Raw genomic sequence first — 16,252 nt, forward strand, 5'->3', positions numbered from 1 at the left:
ATACCGATTTCCAAACAGAGGGATGGAGTCCATTGTACCAACTCCATCCCCGGAAATCAAGGGGAACTAGCGCTTGACGGTCTTTTTGCGCTTCTTCTTGGCGAAGCCGATGCCCACGCCGCCACCTTTGGCCGCCTTGCCCACGGCTTTGGCGCTTTTGCGCCCTGCGGCACGGCCGGTCGCCGTGGCGCCCTCGCCGGTGCGCACCGCCTCCAGCGCGCGCGTCTTCGCGGCGGCTGGGCCCTTCCCGCGCCCGCTGCCGCCTGCGCCGCGCTTCCCGGCGCGTTCGCCGCGTCCCGCGCGGACTCCACCTGCGGCGGCCTTGCCTGCGCGACCGGGACGACCGTCGCGCTTGGTCTTGCGCACGGCATCCAGCGCGTCGACCAAGCTCATCTTCTGCGGCCGCGGCTTCATATCGACCATCTCGAAATCGATGGTACGCTCCTCCATGTTTACCCGCGAGATGCGCACCTTCACTTCATCGCCAAGGCGATAAATTTTGGACGTGCGCTCGCCGATGAGCGTGTGCTGAGCGTCGTGGAAGTGGTAATAGTCGTCCGTCAGATCGGATAGACGGATCAGCCCTTCCACGGTATTTTCCAACTCTACGAACATCCCGAAGCTCGTCACGCTGCTGATAATGCCGCCAAATTCCTCGCCGACTTTGTCGAGCATGAATTCGGCCTTCTTCAGCGCCTCCGTCTCCCGCTCCGCATCGACCGCCACCCGCTCCCGCTCGGACGATTGCTTCGCAATATCGTCCATCCGCGAAGCCAAGTACTCGTGCCGCGCTTCGCTGAATGAGCCGCTTTCCAGCACCTCGCGAATAACGCGGTGAATGATGAGATCGGGGTAACGTCGGATCGGCGACGTGAAGTGAGAGTAAAATTCCGCGGCCAGACCATAGTGGCCCAAGCTTTGCGAATCGTACTTCGCCTGCTTCATCGAGCGCAGCATTACCGTGCTGATGACCGTTTCTTCCTTCGTTCCCTTAATTTCCTCAAGCAGCGTCTGCAGCGCCCGCGGATGCACCGAATTGCCTTTGCCCCGGACAACATAGCCGAAGTTCGTAATGAACTCCATAAAATGCTGCAGCTTTTCCCCATCCGGGTCCTCGTGAATCCGGTACAGGAACGGCACCTTCAGCCAATGGAAATGCTCCGCCACCGTCTCGTTCGCCGCCAGCATGAACTCCTCAATGATCATTTCGGCGATCGTCCGGTCCCGCTTCACAATATCCGTCGGCTTGCCGTCCGCATCGACCAAAATTTTCGATTCCTGAAAATCGAAATCGATCGCACCGCGGCGCATCCGCTTCGACCGCAGCTTCATCGCCAGCTCTTTCATTAAACGGAAGTCTTCCAACAGGTACGCGTATTTCTCCAGCAGCTCCGGCTCGGGCGCTTCCTCGGTCAGCAGCTTGCGGACGTTCGTATACGTCATTCGCTCGCTCGTCTTGATCACGCTTGTAAAAATATCGTGGCGCACCACGTTCGCATCCGCGTCGAACTCCATCTCACAGGACATCGTAAGCCGGTCCACCTGCGGATTCAGCGAGCAGATCCCATTGGACAGCCGGTGCGGCAGCATCGGAATGACCCGGTCCACCAAGTATACGCTGCACCCGCGACTGTACGCTTCATTGTCCAGCGGCGAGCCCTCGCGAACATAATAGCTGACATCGGCGATATGCACGCCGAGCACATAGTTGCCGTTCGGCAGCCGCTCCACGTTGACCGCATCATCCAAGTCTTTGGCGTCTTCTCCATCAATGGTAACGATACGCTTCCCGCGCAAATCGCGGCGGCCCTTCAAATCCCCTTCCGAGATCACATCCGGGGCAGCCGCCGCTTCTTCCATCACCTCGTCCGGGAACGCTTCGGGCAGCTGGTGCTTGCGGATAATCGAGAGAATATCCACACCCGGATCGTTTTTATGACCCAGGATCTCCACCACTTCGCCTTGCGCCGCCGCGCGTCCTTCCGGGTACGATACGATTTTCACCACGACCTTGTGCCCGTCCATGGCACCGCCGAACGATTCCTTCGGAATAAAAATATCCCGCACTACCCGTTTGTCGTCCGGAATGACAAACGCATACTCCTCATGGGCCTGAAACAGACCGACAATCTGCGTATTGCCCCGGCTGACCACCCGTACCACTTCGCCCTCCATCCGGCCGCCGGACGGACTCTTGGACGTGATCCGCACGAGCACGATATCTCCGTTCATCGCCGTCCCCATATCGTTGGCATGGATATACACGTCCGGATGATCGCGATCGTCGGGTATGAGGAAGCCGAAGCCTTTGGCATGCGCCTGCAGCTTGCCGCGCAGCAGATTCATCCGCTCCGGCACCCCGTACCGTTCGTTGCGCGTACGAAGAATAAGTCCTTCATTCTCGAGCTCATTGAGCAGCTTCAGGAACGCTTTGAACTCCTGCGCGCTCTCCAGCACGAAGTGCTGCTCCAGCTCATGATACGTCATCGGCTTATAAGCCGTCTCTTTCATAAAATCTAGTAAAGCTTCACGCGTTATCAATGTTCTCACCTGCCTTTTCTTTCTATAACCTATGTCTGAATTTCCACGACCGCCTGTTTCCATGTCCCGACCTGATCAAGCCTCGCCAAAAAACGGGATATATCTTCGTATACCCGTTCCCGCCCCGGCCGATACGAATCATATCCTCCGGCGTCGTTCCATGGCCCGGCAGCAGGACAGCATTAACAGTATAGCCCAGATCGTTCAAATCATAGCCGAGCCGCCGAAACTCAGACGGGGAACCCGTAAAGCCGTGAATGAGCAGCTGCTGCGTCGAAGCCCGCTCACCGGTACCTTCCAGCCGAAAAGGCTCCGTTGTTTTGTGTACTCGTTTCAAGCGCCCCGCCTCCGTCTCGCAGCCTTCGGGATTTTCCGGGCCGCCTCTTCCTTCCTGGAGCGTGCGGCCCTCGCGAGATCTATCCATGTGAAAAGCTACAAAAAAACAGCAGGAGTAATATTCCCCTGCTGTCGCCTTTTTATGTTTACGCGCCTCTTACAAAGTACGCCACAACCAAAGATAAGACGAAGAATACAACGGCGAGACCCATAGTCAAACGGGACAAAAACAGTTCCAGCCCCCGCGCCTTCTTCTTTCCGAACAGATGCTCCGCCCCTCCGGAGATGGCACCGGACAAACCTGCGCTTTTTCCCGGCTGCAGCAAAACGGCCGCAATCAAGCCAAGTGAAGCGATGACCAGGATGATCTTCAATGCTAATTCCATGATTCCACCTCCTGCAAAAATAAACGGACTTGTCCGAAAATAGACAGCATGCTTAGTATACCACAAAAAATACGCACTGACAAATCCTGTTGGATCGTCCCATGCGTATTTTACAAAATCTTCATTCTCCGAACTGCTGGCGGTACCCAGGACGCGAGGATCGTGGCGATCGCGGCGATTTGCGTCCGTTGAGAAACCACTTCAACGCCCGTACCGCGCACCACAAGGAAAACAGCGTCAACAGCACCGCCCACCCAATAGCCGGGATCGGAGTCACCATACTGAGGTTCGACGCATCGCCCGCCTTCGCCGGATCGTTCCAAGCATACAGGATCAACGAGAATGGCCCGAAAACCGACTCTTCCAGCGTAAGGAATGCCAGCAGCAAGTAATACAGGTCGTTGAGCCAGCGAGGCATAAACGCCAGCATGATCGTATTCAAGATAATGAAGCCGAGCAGCCAGAAGATTCCGAACTCGTTGCGCACGAACAAGATAAGCGCCACGATGGCGATCGCCGTCATCACCTGCAGTCCGAGCCGCTGCTTGTCGCTGGCCCGCATCCGGAACATGAAGAGCGCAAACAGCGAGGCCGTCGTGTACCCCGCCAGCGCAATCGGAAGGAGACTCCATCGGCTCGTTACCTGCGAATACGTCACGCCGCTATGGTTCGCGAACAACTCGATGTACATCACTTTACCGGAGAACGCCAACGTCACGATCGCATGGCCGAACTCGTGAATCATCGTATCGAGATTGCGAAAAAAATCACTGAAGGGAATCAAATGCGTAAGAAAGGCCGATAAAATCAAGAAAAATACGGTCTTTATCAGATTACTCATGTGATCCCCTCCGGGTAAGTATCAGCGTTTGAAGTGCAAAAATCGACAACCGTTGCCGTTTCCGTGATGTCTGCCTGCAGTGCTATGTTCCGGCAGACATACGGATCTCCAACTCCGGTTGTCGAAAGCAATTCAAACCTATTTTATTATTAAACCCTGTACTTTACAACTGCAAACTTATTTGAAGTTTTTCAAGTTATAAAATGCAGATTTGCCTGCGTATTGAGCGACGCTTGCCAGTTGATCCTCAATGCGGAGCAATTGGTTGTACTTCGCCACGCGGTCGGTACGGGAAGGTGCACCGGTTTTAATTTGGCCTGCGTTCGTAGCCACGGCGATATCGGCGATCGTGCTGTCTTCGCTTTCACCGGAACGGTGGGAAATCACCGCTGTATAGCCGGCGCGTTTTGCCATTTCGATCGCGTCGAACGTCTCGGTCAAGGAACCGATTTGGTTCACTTTGACGAGGATGGAATTGCCGATATTTTGCTCGATGCCATGGGACAGACGGTTCGTGTTCGTTACGAACAAGTCGTCGCCGACGAGTTGCACTTTGTCGCCAAGCTTCTCAGTGAGCAGCTTCCAGCCTTCCCAATCGTCTTCGGAGCAACCGTCTTCGATCGTGATGATCGGGTATTTATCTACCCAGGAAGCGAGGAAGTCTACAAACTCGGCGGAAGTGAACGACTTGCCTTCGCCTTCAAGATGATATTTGCCGTCTTTGAAGAACTCGGTGGAAGCTACGTCCATTCCCAAGAATACGTCGACGCCCGGCTTGTAGCCTGCGCGCTCGATCGCCGTGATGATCGTTTGAATCGCCGCTTCGTTGGAGCTCAGGTTCGGAGCAAAGCCGCCCTCGTCGCCTACCGCCGTGTTCAAGCCTTGCTCTTTCAATACGTTTTTCAAGCTGTGGAAAATTTCTGTGCCCGTACGCAGCGCTTCTTTGAAGGTCGGAGCGCCCACCGGCAATACCATAAACTCCTGCACGTCCACATTGTTGTCCGCATGTGCGCCGCCGTTGATGATGTTCATCATCGGAACCGGAAGCGTCTTGGAGTTGAACCCGCCGAGGTATACGTACAGCGGAATATCCAGCGCTTCAGCCGCTGCGCGGGCTACCGCCATGGATACGGCAAGAATTGCGTTCGCGCCTAGCTTCGCTTTGTTCGGCGTGCCGTCCAGCTCGATCATACGCTTGTCGATGCCGACTTGATCGAGGGCGTTCATGCCAATGATTTCCGGTGCGATCACGTCGTTGACGTTCTCTACAGCTTTCAATACGCCTTTACCGAGGTAACGGCCTTTGTCGCCGTCGCGAAGCTCTACGGCTTCGTAAGCGCCGGTCGATGCGCCGGATGGAACGATAGCGCGGCCGCGCGCTCCGGATTCCAGATACACTTCCACTTCAACGGTCGGATTCCCGCGGGAATCAAGCACTTCACGAGCGTATACATTGGAGATTACAGTCATTGCTAGAACACTCCTTCTCTTTTTTTAATCCATTTGCACAAGGGTTAACCGCGTGTTGCAACGATCGATTTACCGGTCATTTCCGCCGGCTGCGTCAAGCCCAGAAGCTCAAGCATCGTCGGGGCGATATCCGCCAAAATACTATCGGTTCTTAGTGTAACATGACTATCGGTCATAATGAAAGGGACCGGATTCGTCGTATGCGCGGTATTGCGCGAACCGTCCGGATTCGTCACAATATCGGCGTTGCCGTGGTCAGCCGTAATCAGTGCGACCCCGCCCTTCGCCAGAATGGCGTCGACGACTTTGCCGAGGCACTCGTCCGTCGCTTCGATCGCCTTGATCGTCGGCTCCAGCAGACCGGAGTGTCCGACCATGTCAGGGTTGGCAAAGTTTAGAATGATGACGTCCTGACGCTCGGCCTCAATCTCCTTCACCGCCGCCTCCGCTACCTCGTAAGCGCTCATCTCCGGCTTCAGGTCATACGTCGCAACCTTCGGGGAGCTGATGAGAATACGCGTTTCGCCCGGGAGCTCAACGTCGCGGCCGCCACTGAAGAAGAATGTGACGTGCGGGTACTTTTCCGTCTCGGCAATGCGGAGCTGCTTCAGGTTGTTCTGCACCAGCACCTCGCCGAGCGTATTGTCCAGATTCTTTGGTTTATACGCAACGTAACCGCCCACGGTTTCGCTGAAGAGCGTCAGGCAAACATAGTACAAATCCTTCGGGCACTTGTCCCCGCGGTCGAAGCCGCGGAAGTCGCTGTTCGTAAATACTTGCGACAGCTGGATGGCCCGGTCCGGCCGGAAGTTGAAGAACACGACCGAATCGCCGGAATCTACCAGACCGACAGGCGTGCCGTCCTTCTTCACGATGACTGTCGGCATGACGAACTCGTCGTATACGGAACGGGAGTACGATTCCTTGACGGCGTTCATCGGGTCCTCGAAGGCTGGTCCTTCCCCGTATACCATCGCGCGGTACGACTTCTCCGTACGCTCCCAGCGCTTGTCGCGGTCCATCGCATAGTAACGTCCTTGCACCGTAGCGATGTGGCCGACGCCGAGCTCCGCAATTTTGTTTTGCAGCTGCTCTATATAGTTCACAGCGCTGTCCGGCGCGACATCGCGGCCATCAAGGAACGCGTGAATGTAGACTTCAGGAAAGTCTTCCTTCTTACACACTTCCAGCAATGCGAACAGGTGTGCGATATGACTATGTACGCCGCCGTCGGACAGCAGACCGTACAAATGAAGCTTCTTGCTGTGCTCGCGGGCATGGCGTACAGTGCCGAGTATCGTTTCGTTCTCGAAAAACTCGCCTTCGTGAATCGACTTGGAAATCCGCGTCAAGTCCTGATACACGGTTCGTCCGGCGCCGATGTTCAAATGGCCAACTTCGGAGTTGCCCATCTGCCCTTCCGGCAGCCCGACCGCTTCGCCGCAAGCAGTCAGCGTCGTATGGGGAAACTGGTTCCAATACCGGTCGTAATTCGGCTTGTTCGCCTGCGCTACCGCATTGCCCTGCGTGTCGTTACGAAGGCCGAAGCCGTCCAAAATGATCAGTGCTACCGGTTTCGGTCTGGCCATCTTATTCAGCTCCCTTGATCAAATCGATGTAGGATGCCGGCTCCAGACTCGCGCCCCCTACCAGTGCGCCGTCGATGTCCGGCTGCGACATGTACTCGGCGATATTGTTCGGCTTCACGCTACCACCGTATTGAATCCGTACCGCCGCTGCCGTCTCGGCTCCATACAAACCGGCAACCAGCTCGCGGATGTATCCGATCACGTCTTGAGCGTCCGCCGCAGTCGACGATTTGCCCGTTCCGATCGCCCAGATCGGCTCATAAGCGATGACGACTTCCGCCGCTTGCTCCGCGCTCAAGCCGGCAAACGCCGCTTCGGTCTGCACTTTGCATACGTTTTTCGTTTGGCCCGCTTCGCGCTCTTCCAACTTCTCGCCGACGCATACGATCGGAGTCAAACCGTGCTTGAACGCCGCATGCACTTTTTTGTTCACCGTTTCGTCCGTTTCGGCAAAATAAGCCCGGCGCTCGGAGTGCCCGATGATCACGTACTCTACGCCGAGATCTTTCAGCATCACGCCGCTGATCTCGCCCGTAAATGCGCCGTTGTCTTCGAAATGCAGGTTTTGAGCGCCGACCTTCAGCGTCGTGCCCTTCACCGCTTCTACCAAGGCCGGAAGGTTCGTGAACGGCGCGCAAATGACGCTCTCGACGCCCGCTGCTTCCGCCTTGCCCTTCACCTCGCTGACGAAGGCCAGCGATTCCCCTACCGTTTTGAACATTTTCCAGTTGCCTGCAATGATTGGTTTGCGCATATGCCCCGCCTCCTACTTATCGTTCAAAGCCACGACGCCTGGAAGCGCCTTGCCTTCCATAAATTCAAGAGAAGCTCCGCCGCCAGTAGAGATGTGATCCATTTTGTCGCCGAGATGGAATTTCTCCACAGCTGCCGCCGAGTCGCCGCCGCCGATGATCGTATAGCCGGCCGTCGCCGCGCAAGCTTCCGCTACCGCTTTCGTTCCGTCTTCGAACGGCTTCAATTCGAATACGCCCATCGGTCCGTTCCATACGATCAGCTTGGATTCCGCAATCGTTTTGGCAAACAGCTCGCGGGTTTTCGGTCCGATGTCGAAGCCTTCCCAATCCGCTGGAATTTGGTCGACATCTACAATTTTCGTATTCGCCGAAGCGCTGAAATCGTCACCGACGACAACGTCAACCGGCAGCAGGAAGTTCACGCCTTTTTCCTTCGCTTTGCGCTCGAATTCCTGCACCAGCTCCAGACGGTCGTTGTCCACAAGGGACTTGCCGATCTCGTGGCCTTTCGCTTTGAAGAAGGTGTAGGACAGCCCGCCGCCGATGATGATGTTGTCTGCAATCTCGATCAGCTTCTCGATGACGGCGATTTTGTCTTTGACCTTCGCTCCGCCGACAATCGCGGTGAACGGACGATCCGGTTTGTTGAGCGCTTTGCCGAGAACGTCGAGTTCTTTTTCCATCAGCAATCCGGATACGGCCGGCAGATGATGCGCGATGCCTTCCGTGGAAGCATGAGCCCGGTGCGCGGCGCCGAATGCGTCGTTGACGTACAGATCCGCCAATTCGGCAAAAGCTTTCGCCAGCTCCGGATCGTTCTTCTCTTCGCCCGCGTAGAAGCGCACGTTCTCAAGCAGCAGCACGTCGCCGTCGTTCAGCTTGGCAATTTGCGCTTTGACCGCGTCGCCAATCGCTTCGTCCGCCTTCGCAACCGGCTTGCCGAGCAGCTCGGACAAGCGTGCCGCAGCCGGAGTCAGCCGCATGTCTTCGACGACTTGTCCCTTCGGACGACCCAAATGGCTGGCCAGAATGACTTTCGCTCCACGATCCGTCAAATACTTGATCGTTGGCAGCGTTTCGCGAATCCGCGTATCGTCGGTAATTTTCCCGTTCTCCAGCGGCACGTTGAAATCGACCCGGACAAATACGCGCTTACCGCTAACTTCTACGTCACGAACGCTTTTCTTATTCATCTTCCATGCCTCCCAGCGGTTTTGTCTTTTCCTACCCATATACAAAAATTGTGGGAATGTGCCTGTTTCCACTATTGAAAGGCAGCTCGCGCGAGCGCAAATGAGGTGTGTCGTAGAGCGCGATTCCTTTGAATTTTCGTTTCATCCTATCAAATATGGTTAAAAGAAACGAAAGTTCAACAGAACCCGGAGACACATCCCATTGCGTACGAAAAGCGAGCTGTCTTTCAAGCAGGTTTTCAGAACATCACCACAATTTTACCATTACAGACCTTTTTTCGCGATAAAGCTTACCAGATCGATGACACGGTTGGAGTAGCCCCACTCGTTGTCATACCAGGATACCACTTTCACCATGTTGTCGCCGACAACCATCGTGGACAGCGCGTCGATGGTGGAAGAAGCCGGATCACCGTTGTAGTCGCTGGATACGAGCGGCTCTTCGGAATAGTTCAGGATGCCTTTCAACGGGCCGTTAGCAGCTTCTTTCAGAGCGCCGTTGACTTCGTCGACCGTTACGTTTTTGCTCAGCTCAACAACGAGGTCCGTAACCGATACGTTCGGCGTAGGAACGCGCATCGCCATACCGTTCAGCTTGCCTTTCAGCTCCGGCAGAACGAGGGAAACGGCTTTCGCAGCGCCCGTCGTTGAAGGAATGATGTTTTCAGCGGCTGCACGAGCACGGCGCAGGTCTTTATGCGGCAGGTCGAGCACTTGCTGGTCGTTCGTGTAGGAGTGAACCGTCGTCATCATGCCTTTAACGATACCAAATTTATCGTTAATCACTTTGGCGAAAGGAGCCAAGCAGTTCGTTGTGCAGGATGCGTTGGAGATGATCGTATGTTGTGCAGGATCGTATTTATCTTCGTTAACGCCCATAACGATCGTAATATCTTCGTTCGTTGCAGGTGCAGAGATGATAACTTTCTTCGCTCCGCCTTTCAGGTGAAGCTCGGCTTTCTCTTTTGCGGTAAAGATCCCTGTGGATTCAATGACGATTTCAACGCCGTTTGCAGCCCAAGGCAGGTTTTCCGGATTGCGCTCGGCGAACACTTTAATGGTTTTGCCGTTCACGATGAGCGCGCCTTCGGTAGCTTCCACCGTAGCGTTCAGACGACCGTGAGTCGTGTCGTACTTGAGCAGGTGAGCCAACGTTTTTACATCCGTCAAGTCGTTGATAGCAACGATTTCCACCTCAGGATTTCCAAGTGCTGCGCGGAATACGTTACGACCGATACGTCCAAAACCGTTAATACCAACTTTTACCATGTTGAAAGCCTCCTAGAAATGATTTGGTTTCCGCTGCTCCCGGCAAGGTTTCGTAGAATTACGACCGCGGCAGCGATATGTCAAGACAGGCAGAGCCCGTCAAGATAGCAAGCGATTGACAACTTCCAAAGCAGCCGCCTCATCGGTGACCAGCACGTCCTCATGACCGTGTTTCAATACCGAAGCGATTGACGCGCCCTTGCTTTTGCCTCCGGCAATTCCGATCACATGGTCCATGTTGTGAATGTCTTCGATGCGCAGCCCGATAGTCGGCATTTTGTGCAAAATGTTTCCGTCCCGGTCAAAATAGTACCCGAGCGCTTCCGCAAGCGCGCCGTCATGCCGCAGGCTTTCGGTCGTCTCCGGGTCCACCTTGCGCCGTCTGGCCATTACCATAGCTTCTCCGATGCCGTGAACGACAATCCGCGCGCCGCGGATGAAGGCGATGATCTCTGCAATGTGGCTGTCCTGCATCAGCGATTGGTAGGCTTCCTCGCCGAGATGGTCCGGCACGTGCAGCAGCCGGTAACGGGCGCCCGCTTTCTTCGCCATCGTCGAAGCGATCGTGTTCGCCTGAAGCTCGACGCTTTCCCCTAGTCCGCCGCGGGCCGGTACAAACCAGCAGCCCTTCATCGGAGTCGCCGGCGTCAAATGATAGGCCACTTCAGCCATCGTAGAGCCGCCGGTTACGGCAATGGTTTCGTCCTCGCCGACCAGCTTCCGCAAGACGGAGGCGCCAGCACGGCCAAGCTCTTTCTTCGTATGAGGCGAAACGTCCGAATCACCTGGGACGATGATCACCTGCTTCAAGCCGAAGTGCGAACGTATGCGTTCTTCCAGCTCGGTCAGACCGAACAAGTCTTTAACAACCGGTTCAAGCCGTTCCAACAGCTCTCTGCCCGCTCCACTGATCCGCATGCCGGAAGCTTCGACTTCGATCAAGCCCTGCTCCTTCAGAAAATCCACTTCCGCGCGGAGCACCCGCTCCGTCGTTCCCACCGACAGCGCCAGCGTCCGACGGCCCACCAAACCGGATATCATGATGTGATGCAGGATCGTATATCGCTTCTTCATGGTGTCAACCAGATCGGGCAAAAGCTGCTTTTGAATGTCGAGGATTTCTCTCATGGATTCACCTGCTTAAGATCGCAGCTTTGTTGGACTTTTTTTGTCCCAGTGCTGCATTTTAAGTCCCACATACTCTAAAAAAAGTACTAAGTTGTTTCACTTAGTGTCCCCATTATAACCCATTCTTCTTCTCACATCAAGTGCCTTCGTCACCGTTCGACATTCCGTTAACCGTCCGCAACCGCTATTCTTGCGGCAATTTAGGTATGGAAATTTTTTTTATCGCCAAAGGGTTGCTTTTCTTGGGTTTATAGCTTATAATAATTTTTGCTGTCACTTATGAAATACAGCACACCAAATTAAATATGCGCCCGTGGTCCAATGGATATGACGTAGGCCTCCGGAGCCTGAGATCAAGGTTCGATTCCTTGCGGGCGCGCCATTCACACACAGTCAGTTTTAACAAAACTGATTTTTTTATTTCTTTAGTTTGACCTTTCTTGACCTTTGTTTGTTTTTCGTATATGATGGTTATAGTTTGAATATAAAAGGAGGCTGCAGCCCATGAGTTTTATTCCAATGGTCGTCGAACCGGATGCAAGAGGAGAACGCGCTTATGACATCTATTCGCGTCTGCTCAAGGACCGGATTATTTTTCTCGGAAGTCCGGTCAACGATGTTGTAGCCAATTCGATTATTGCCCAAATGCTATTCCTGGCCGCAACCGATCCGGATAAAGACATCAGCTTGTATATCAATAGCCCTGGCGGCTCCATTACGTCGGGGATGGCGATCTATGACACGATGCAATTCATCAAACCGGACGTGTCCACGATCTGTGTCGGCATGGCGGCATCAATGGGCGCCTTCCTGCTCACCGCGGGAGCGAAAGGTAAACGCTTGGCGCTGCCGAACAGCGAGGTTATGATTCACCAGCCGCTCGGCGGAGCCGAAGGCCAAGCCAGCGATATCGAGATCCGCGCGAAGCGTATCCTGAAAACGCGCGACAAGCTGAACACGATTCTCGCTGAGCGTACGGGCCAATCGATCGAGCGCATCGAGAAAGACACCGACCGCGACAACTTCATGTCCGCAGAGGAAGCAAAAAACTACGGCTTGATCGACAAAGTTATCGAACGCGTATAACCTGATCCGGTCAGCACGAAAAGCCCGGCCATTCCACGACGCATCTTTGTATGCCTCCGTGCGAATGGCCGGGCTTTTTTCATGCAACGAATTGCCCAAAAAAGGTTTCACTTTATTCGCGAGTATCATATGCGACAAAATAAGGGAACGCCGCAAAGAAAAAAGCTTCCGGATCGGAAGCCCTGTGGCGGTTTATTGGTTTTCCAGCTCTTCCTTGCTGACCAATGTGACTAAAGCGTTTACAGCCTGTTCGGCGTCCGAACCTTCTGCACTTATGTGAACTTCGGTTCCTGTGCTGATGGCCAAACTCATAATGCCCATGATACTTTTGGCGTTGACCTTCTTCTCGTCCTTCTCCACAAAAATCTCTGAAGAAAACTTATTCGCTTCCTGTACGAAAAGCGCTGCCGGTCTGGCGTGAAGGCCTGTTTTCAACTTGACGACAACTGGGCGTCTCGACATGCAACCAATACCCCCTACAATCTTTGAATTCCTAAAATAAGGAAGGGCGTAACGCCCTCAGCGTAAACGAAACCATCGTCCTGCAGGACTAGACAAACGATTTACCAACGATTTCGGCATGGATGTGCAATCTGGAGGATAGTCTATCCGAAACCGATTTAAACAAACGATTTTTCAAACATTATATCATTTTTCGGCAATTTACACTAGAATTATTGCAAATTTACACAAAAAATCTATAATTGGCCGAATCTACTCACGATTTCCGCAGCTTTTCAGCCATTTCATCGATCTTGCGCAGCCGGTGGTTCACCCCGGATTTGCTTACTTTGCCTTTCAGCAGATCGCCGACCTCTTTAAGGTTCATATCCGGATGCATCAGCCGGATCTCTGCCACTTCCCGAAGCTTGTCGGGCAGGTTGTCGAGCCCCACTTCCTTCTGCAGCAGCCGGATGTTGTCGATCTGCCGGACGGCGGCGCCGATCGTTTTGTTCAGATTGGCGGTTTCGCAGTTGACCAGACGGTTGACGGAATTGCGCATATCCTTCATAATCCGGACGTCCTCGAACCGGAGAAGCGCTTGGTGAGCGCCGATCAGGCTTAGAAACTCGATGATCCTCTCGCCTTCTTTGATGTACAGGACGAAGCCCTTTTTCCGCTCGATGCATCTGGCGTTCAAATCGAACTCATTGGCCAGCCGTACCAGAGCCTGACAGTGCTCCTCGTACATCGAATAAATCTCCAGATGGTACGACGTCCCCTCCGGATTGTTCACGGAGCCGCCCGCAAGGAACGCCCCGCGCAAATAAGCGCGCTTGCAGCAGCTGCGTTTAATGATATCCGGCTCGATGCCGGGGGTGAACAAAAACCCTTCGGAGACGATATGCAGCTCCGACAGCAGGTCCTGCACTTGATTCGGCACGCGCACGATATACACGTTGTTTTTTTTGAGCCGCATTTTTTTGCGGACGAGCAGCTCGGTATGCACCTTGAACGATTTTTTGAGCAGCGAATAAATGCGTCTTGCAATTGCGGCGTTTTCCGTCGAAATATCGAGCACGATCTTCTGGCTGGTCAACTGCACAGCCCCGTTCATGCGGATAAGAGCGGATAGCTCGGCTTTCTCGCAGCAGCGATCCGACTCCATCATGGTCAGTTCTTTTTTCGTCTGGGCGGCGAAGGACATGGGAATCACCTCTTCTTGAACATCCAGCTCTCCACCAGTTGATAAATATGTTGACTCAGCTTCTCGGCGTCATGACGCAGATAAGTCCGGAACAGAACGAGTTGATCGGCAATGACCTTATAGCCCTGCTTGGTCACTTCGTCTAAATCAAGCGGTACGATCTTGGCCCCCTGCTCGGCATACTTGCTCTGCACCTGCTCCGGGATGTCCCCATCGTTCACAATCACGTAATCGAACAGGTCGCTGCCGATGTGGTCGCGCACTGCTTTGAGATGGTCGCTGACCTTATAATCGTCGGTTTCGCCCGGCTGCGTCATCACGTTGCAAATAAAAATTTTGAGTGCATTCGACTCGACGATCGTTTTCGCGATTTCCGGCACCAGCAGATTGGGCAAAATGCTTGTATACAAGCTTCCCGGACCGACCAGAATCGCGTCCGCCTCCCGCAGCGCCTCCAGCGCCTCCGGGAGCGCCCGAACGTCTTTCGGTTCGATCGACACCCGGCGTATAATGCCTCTTGCCTTCGGGATATTGGACTCGCCTTCGACGATCGAGCCGTCTTCCATAAGCGCCCGCAGCACGATCGAGTGATCGGAAGCCGGGAGAACGCGTCCCCGCACGGCCAGCACCCGGCTTAACTCGCGCACGCCGGTGACGAAATCACCGGTGATGTCGCACATGGCTGCCAACATTAGGTTACCCAAACTGTGGCCTGCCAATCCGTTCCCTTTATCAAAACGGTAATCGAGCAGCTGACCGAGCAGCGGCTCTACGTCCGCCAGCGCAGACAAGACGTTGCGGATATCGCCCGGCGGGATCATTTCCAGCTCCGACCGCAAGATGCCCGAGCTTCCTCCGTCATCGGCTACGGTGACGACCGCCGTAATGTCCACAGGTTTATGCTTTAGCCCCCGGAGCATGACCGACAGCCCGGTCCCCCCGCCGATCACGACGATGCGCGGAATGTACGTTTCCCTCTCCCGGTCAAACGTCATTTCTTCACCTCAACCCGGTCGCGTTCGGAATCGCGGTGGCTGACCCGAACGACTTCCGTTTCGCTATTGCCCATCATTTTACCGAGATATTCGGCAATCGCCACCGAACGGTGCTTTCCACCCGTACAGCCGATGCCAATAACGATCTGGCTTTTGCCTTCTTTCTTGTATTGGGGAACGAGAAAGTAGAGCATGTCGAGCAGCTTCGCGAGAAACTCCTGCGTTTCGGTCCACTTCATGACATAATCGTACACATCCGGGTCTTGCCCGGTGTTGGGACGCAGATTATCCACATAATGCGGATTCGGCAAAAAGCGGACGTCAAAAATAAGATCAGCGTCGATCGGAATGCCGTACTTAAAACCGAACGAGATGACGTTGATCGAAATGCCGCTGTTTTCGAGACTGGTGAACCGGGATATGATTTTTTCCTTCAGCTGCGCCGGCTTCAGGTTGGATGTATCGATCACCTGTGTTGCCAGACCTTTGAGCTCCTCCAGCAGCTTACGCTCCTGATGAATCCCTTCCAGCGGGGCGCCCGTCGGAGCCAGCGGGTGCTTGCGCCGGCTTTCTTTATAACGCTGCACAAGCGTCGCATCCATCGCGTCAAGGAACAAAATCTCGTGTGTTAGCGTGTAGTTCTCGCTCAAGTAGCGCAGCGATTCGGACAGCGAAGTGAAAAACTCTCTTCCCCGCAGGTCGATGACCAGCGCAACTTTACCGATCCGGCCTTTGGACTGCTCGATCAGCTCGGCAAATTTGGGAATCAACACCGGAGGAAGGTTATCCACGCAAAAAAAGCCCAAGTCTTCCAAGCTCTGCACCGCAATCGTCTTGCCGGCTCCGGACATGCCCGTAATGATGACCAGCTTTCCGAGGGTTTGCATTTCTTCCATGGCTGCTCCTCCTGAGGACGCTCCGTTCGGGTCTTTTCGCTGTCGCAGCAGGAAAGTACCTCCGGGTCCTGTTCAAATCGTGTTCCTGGAATAATAATAAAATGGTCGGAACATGATTT

Annotated in this window: 15 protein-coding genes and 1 tRNA gene; 2 read left to right on the forward strand and 14 right to left on the reverse strand. The window is 54.4% G+C overall.

Annotated elements, in window-relative coordinates; translation table 11 throughout:
• Positions 1–66: 66 nt before the first annotated feature.
• The 10 genes from rnr to BLO51_RS18110 form a co-directional block, all read right to left on the reverse strand.
• Positions 67–2,541, reverse strand: a complete 2,475-nt coding sequence (gene rnr / locus BLO51_RS18065; RefSeq protein ID WP_090674109.1) for a ribonuclease R — start codon at positions 2,539–2,541, stop codon at positions 67–69.
• A gap of 22 nt (positions 2,542–2,563) precedes the next feature.
• Entirely contained in the window at positions 2,564–2,878 is a 315-nt protein-coding gene (locus BLO51_RS18070) for an alpha/beta hydrolase (protein ID WP_245719725.1), read from the reverse strand.
• Positions 2,879–3,023: 145 nt separating this feature from the next.
• Positions 3,024–3,263 carry a preprotein translocase subunit SecG gene (gene secG / locus BLO51_RS18075; RefSeq protein WP_090674111.1) on the reverse strand — a complete coding sequence of 80 codons (240 nt, stop codon included), beginning with the start codon at positions 3,261–3,263 and terminating at the stop codon, positions 3,024–3,026.
• A gap of 121 nt (positions 3,264–3,384) precedes the next feature.
• The gene (locus tag BLO51_RS18080; RefSeq protein ID WP_090674113.1) at positions 3,385–4,104 is read right to left on the reverse strand and encodes a M50 family metallopeptidase; all 720 of its coding nucleotides are present in this window, start codon (positions 4,102–4,104) and stop codon (positions 3,385–3,387) included.
• A gap of 177 nt (positions 4,105–4,281) precedes the next feature.
• A complete protein-coding gene (gene eno / locus BLO51_RS18085; RefSeq protein ID WP_090674114.1) occupies positions 4,282–5,574 on the reverse strand; it encodes a phosphopyruvate hydratase in 1,293 nt (430 codons plus the stop codon).
• Positions 5,575–5,618: 44 nt separating this feature from the next.
• Entirely contained in the window at positions 5,619–7,163 is a 1,545-nt protein-coding gene (gene gpmI, locus BLO51_RS18090; RefSeq protein WP_090674116.1) for a 2,3-bisphosphoglycerate-independent phosphoglycerate mutase, read from the reverse strand.
• 1 nt (position 7,164) lies between these two features.
• The gene (gene tpiA, locus BLO51_RS18095; protein WP_090674118.1) at positions 7,165–7,917 is read right to left on the reverse strand and encodes a triose-phosphate isomerase; all 753 of its coding nucleotides are present in this window, start codon (positions 7,915–7,917) and stop codon (positions 7,165–7,167) included.
• 12 nt (positions 7,918–7,929) lie between these two features.
• Complete coding sequence (locus BLO51_RS18100) at positions 7,930–9,111, reverse strand: phosphoglycerate kinase (protein ID WP_090674119.1); 1,182 nt, start codon at positions 9,109–9,111, stop codon at positions 7,930–7,932.
• A gap of 264 nt (positions 9,112–9,375) precedes the next feature.
• On the reverse strand, positions 9,376–10,380 hold the full coding sequence (gene gap, locus BLO51_RS18105; RefSeq protein WP_090674121.1) for a type I glyceraldehyde-3-phosphate dehydrogenase: 1,005 nt from the start codon (positions 10,378–10,380) through the stop codon (positions 9,376–9,378).
• Positions 10,381–10,479: 99 nt separating this feature from the next.
• Positions 10,480–11,508, reverse strand: coding sequence for a sugar-binding transcriptional regulator (locus tag BLO51_RS18110; protein WP_090674123.1), 1,029 nt, complete (start codon positions 11,506–11,508; stop codon positions 10,480–10,482).
• A gap of 307 nt (positions 11,509–11,815) precedes the next feature.
• Here BLO51_RS18110 and BLO51_RS18115 point away from each other — a divergent pair.
• Positions 11,816–11,890, forward strand: a tRNA-Arg gene (locus BLO51_RS18115).
• 122 nt (positions 11,891–12,012) lie between these two features.
• Entirely contained in the window at positions 12,013–12,594 is a 582-nt protein-coding gene (gene clpP / locus BLO51_RS18120; RefSeq protein WP_090674124.1) for an ATP-dependent Clp endopeptidase proteolytic subunit ClpP, read from the forward strand.
• A 192-nt stretch (positions 12,595–12,786) separates the two neighbouring features.
• Here the strand turns inward: clpP and BLO51_RS18125 are convergent, their stop codons facing one another.
• From BLO51_RS18125 to rapZ, 4 genes are all read right to left on the reverse strand, one after another.
• A complete protein-coding gene (locus tag BLO51_RS18125) occupies positions 12,787–13,056 on the reverse strand; it encodes an HPr family phosphocarrier protein (RefSeq protein ID WP_010500412.1) in 270 nt (89 codons plus the stop codon).
• A 256-nt stretch (positions 13,057–13,312) separates the two neighbouring features.
• On the reverse strand, positions 13,313–14,242 hold the full coding sequence (whiA, locus tag BLO51_RS18130) for a DNA-binding protein WhiA (protein WP_090674126.1): 930 nt from the start codon (positions 14,240–14,242) through the stop codon (positions 13,313–13,315).
• Between the two features lie 5 nt (positions 14,243–14,247).
• Complete coding sequence (locus BLO51_RS18135; protein WP_090674128.1) at positions 14,248–15,237, reverse strand: gluconeogenesis factor YvcK family protein; 990 nt, start codon at positions 15,235–15,237, stop codon at positions 14,248–14,250.
• Entirely contained in the window at positions 15,234–16,133 is a 900-nt protein-coding gene (gene rapZ, locus BLO51_RS18140) for an RNase adapter RapZ (protein ID WP_090674130.1), read from the reverse strand. The genes BLO51_RS18135 and rapZ overlap by 4 nt, the downstream gene beginning before the upstream one ends.
• Positions 16,134–16,252 lie beyond the last annotated feature (119 nt).

It is taken from the genome of Paenibacillus tianmuensis (assembly GCF_900100345.1).
GTDB classification, from domain to species: Bacteria; Bacillota; Bacilli; order Paenibacillales; family NBRC-103111; genus Paenibacillus_G; species Paenibacillus_G tianmuensis.